This window comes from Methylobacterium sp. CCH5-D2, assembly GCF_001556475.1.
GTDB classification, from domain to species: Bacteria; Pseudomonadota; Alphaproteobacteria; order Rhizobiales; family Beijerinckiaceae; genus Methylobacterium; species Methylobacterium hispanicum.
Genome location: NZ_LSIX01000982.1, coordinates 1 through 3,164 on the forward strand (window position 1 = coordinate 1; position 3,164 = coordinate 3,164).

Genomic DNA, 3,164 nt, shown 5'->3' on the forward strand with positions numbered 1-3,164 from the left:
TGTCCTGATCCGTCATACCCCTCACCCCAACCCTCTCCCTATGGGAGAGGGGGCATGGTGCGGTTCACCGCACGCGCCCAAACCGATCAGCCGGAAACGGTATCAGTAGAGCGGTTCGAGCCGCACGTTCGGGATCGTGAAGGGGCCGAGCATGATCCGGCCGTCGCCGAGGCGCAGCGGCGGCAGCGGCTTGAGCGGCGTCTCGCCGCCGGCCGGCGCGCCGTCAGGGCCGGGCGTGCGCACCGTGCCCAGCAGCCCCCCGACGAGCGCGCCGACCAGCGCGCCGCGGTCGGCACCGTAGCGCTGGCCCACGAGTCCGCCGACCAGGGCTTCGAGCCCCGCGGCCCGCAGGTCGAGCTGGCCGGCGATGCGGTGACCCTCGTCGAGGCCGAGCGTGCCCTTGGCCTGGAGGCGGCGGTCGCCCTTGGCGAGGTTGAGGCCGGCGAGTTCGAGCCTGCCCTCCGCCTCGCGCCAGATCTCCAGCTCCCGCGCCAGGGTGCCGGTGCGCAGCACGACCGCCTTCGTCAGCGTGGCGTCGAGCGCGATGTCGGCCGGGTCGGCGTTGCCGACGAGCGCGTCGGCCTGGGCCGAGCGGGCCTTCGCGAAGCGCAGGCTCGTATCGACGGCGCCGTCCGCGTCGAAGCGGCCGGGGGTCGGGCGGGCATGCAGCTCGAGGTGCTCGCCCGCGACCTCAACCGGCTTGTCGAGCGACGGCCCGGAGACCGTGACCCGCGGCGCATCGACAGCCAGCGAGGCGCGCACGAACCCGTCCGCGGCGCCGTGGAAGCTGCCGCGCAGGCTGGTCCAGCTCGCCTCGCCCGCGAGGTCTCCCTGCCGTGTCCTGAACGGACCGACCGCCTCGAACAAGGCGTGGCGCGGCTGGTAGACCTGCACGAGCGCGGTGAACGGACCGAGGGTGAAGCCGCCGTCGGCGCGGGCCAGCGCCACCGAGGCGCAGCGCAGCTCGAGCCGGAACGGGTATCCGGTGATCGAGCGGTCGGCACAGGTCCAGGTCCGGCCGGCGGCGGCCTCGCGGGTGAGCCAGGCGTCGATCTCGCGCCCCGCCCGGTCGCGCAGGTAGAACCAGCCGGCGCTCCACAGCACCGCGACCACCGCCAGAAGGATGAAGGGCAGGAACAGGCCGAAGCGCGAGCCGCGCATCCCGCCGCGCCGGTCCCGCGCGATATCCGCCTGCCCCGAGCCCTGCGCCATGCCTGCCCTCTCCGTCATCGGCCGTGCACCTCCCGCAACGCGGAGGGCGATGCAAGAGGGACGGGCACGGATCTAGGACGCCCGGACCGGATGTCAGGCGCACGGTCTCGGGAGGGGATCGGCGGGCGCGGCGCTTCAGCCGCGCGATCCCTCGGTGCTCAGGTCGTCGGCGATCGCCGCGCGCTCGCCCTCGTCCTCGGCAAGGCGGTGGACGTGCATCTCGGTCGCGCCGCTGCCGCGCATCCGGGCGAGCCAGGTGCGGCCGAGATGCTCGCGCGGGCTCTCGCCCGAGGTCGCGACCGAGACGAGCTCGGCGATGCCGGCCGTGTCGCGCCGCACCGCCAGCACCACCGCGGCCCCGACCTCGTCGAGGGCCGGCTCGTTCAGCGCGTGCACGCCGACCACGTAGCGCCGGCCCGAGCGGCCGCGCCAAGCCGAGAGCGCCAGCGCCGGGCTGCCCCGCAGGCCGGCCGTCGTCCTCAGACGTTCTTCCCGCACGTCCTGCCTCCGTGTGCGATCGTCCTTCAGGTCGCGAAGCGCGGCCGACCAGGACAGGGCTCTTTTGTTCGCCATTTGTTCTAGTTTATCCGCCGTCATCCACAGGCGTCAAGCGCGACGCGTCCTGGGGCGGAGATGGGGATTTGACGAGTTATCCACAAGTCGCGCCGATCCGCGGCGATCCGTCGGGCGTCAGGCCGTGCGCGATGCCTCGCGGGCGGGCTCCGGGATCGCGTGCCCGCGGGCGGCGAGCTCGGCCCGTCCGACCTCGACGAGCGCGTTCGAGGCGGCCTCGATCCGCTCCAGGATCTCGGCCTGGAAGGCCGCGCGCGGCATGCCGGCGGGGATGGGGGGCAGGAACTCGATCACCGCGGTGCCGGGACGCCGCACGAAGCCGCGCCGCGGCCAGAACAGTCCGGTGTTGAGCGCCACCGGCAGGCAGGGCACCCCCAGCGCCCCGTAGAGGTGGGACAGGCCCTGCTTGTACACGGGCGGCGCGCCCACGGGCCGGCGCGTGCCCTCGGGAAAGATGATCAGCTGGCGGCCGCGCGCGATGGCGTCGGCGGCCGCGGCGTTCATCAGGCCCATGGCGCGGGTGCCCTTGGAGCGGTCGATCGCCACCATGCCGCCCCGCGACAGGTGCCAGCCGACGACCGGGATGAAGAGCAGCTCCCGCTTCAGGATGTAGGCGAATTCCGGAAACACCACGCAGAGCGCGAGCGTCTCCAGGGCCGACTGGTGCTTGGCCGCCACGAGGAGCGGGCCCGGCGGGATGTTCTCCAGCCCCCGGAACTCGACGCGGATCCCCGCCACGTGCCGCAGCAGCCAGATCGTGGTGCGTCCCCAGGTCCGGGCGATCCCGAGCACCGTGCGCCGTGAGACCAGCGCGGGCAGGCCGCCGAGCGCGATGACCGCGGTGGCCGCGTAGAAGCAGAGGTTGAAGGCGAGGGAGCGGAGCGCGAGCATGGGGACCTGTGCGGGAAGCGCGCTCCTTTAGCCCGGCTTCGCGCCGGGGGACAGACGGGGCCGGGCGCGGGTCGGCGGGGCCGCGTCCCGGATCTCAGTAGCCGTCCGCGAGCGTGCTGCGCTGGCGCGGGTCGGCGGCGCCCGCGAGCAGTCCGTCGTCCCGCCGCATCACCGAGTTCGCCGAGCCGGTGGTGGGGCCGACCTTCACGGCGTGGCCCTTGGCGCGCAAGAGGGCCAGCGTGTCGGGCGATATGCCCTCCTCGGCGAGCAGCACGTCGGGCCGCCACTGGTGGTGGACGCGGGGCGCGTCCACCGCCTGCGCGAGGTTCATGCGGAAATCCACGAGGTTCACGATCACCTGCAGCACCGTGGTGATGATGCGGCTGCCGCCGGGGCTGCCGGTGACGAGGAGGAGCCGGCCGTCGCGGAACAGGAAGGTCGGGGTCATCGAGGAGAGCGGGCGGGCGCCGGGCGCCACGGCGTTGGCG

General features: G+C 73.9%; 4 protein-coding genes. All 4 read right to left on the reverse strand.

Features of this window, described 5'->3' with window-relative positions:
- Positions 1-102: 102 nt before the first annotated feature.
- Positions 103-1,161 (reverse strand): DUF2125 domain-containing protein, encoded by a 1,059-nt coding sequence (locus AX737_RS26550; RefSeq protein ID WP_238231746.1) that lies wholly within the window; start codon positions 1,159-1,161, stop codon positions 103-105.
- A 186-nt stretch (positions 1,162-1,347) separates the two neighbouring features.
- The gene (locus tag AX737_RS26555; RefSeq protein WP_066926708.1) at positions 1,348-1,785 is read right to left on the reverse strand and encodes a hypothetical protein; all 438 of its coding nucleotides are present in this window, start codon (positions 1,783-1,785) and stop codon (positions 1,348-1,350) included.
- A 117-nt stretch (positions 1,786-1,902) separates the two neighbouring features.
- On the reverse strand, positions 1,903-2,676 hold the full coding sequence (locus AX737_RS26560; RefSeq protein WP_066926710.1) for a lysophospholipid acyltransferase family protein: 774 nt from the start codon (positions 2,674-2,676) through the stop codon (positions 1,903-1,905).
- A 94-nt stretch (positions 2,677-2,770) separates the two neighbouring features.
- On the reverse strand, positions 2,771-3,164 hold a 394-nt coding region (locus tag AX737_RS26565; protein ID WP_197430728.1), incomplete at its 5' end, for a gamma-glutamyltransferase.

Bases quoted from the DNA above. Each gene is read 5' to 3' on its own strand.
- AX737_RS26550 (WP_238231746.1), bottom strand. From the start codon at position 1,161: ATGCGCGGCTCGCGCTTCGGCCTGTTCCTGCCCTTCATCCTTCTGGCG.
- AX737_RS26560 (WP_066926710.1), bottom strand. From the start codon at position 2,676: ATGCTCGCGCTCCGCTCCCTCGCCTTCAACCTCTGCTTCTACGCGGCC.
- AX737_RS26555 (WP_066926708.1), bottom strand. From the start codon at position 1,785: ATGGCGAACAAAAGAGCCCTGTCCTGGTCGGCCGCGCTTCGCGACCTG.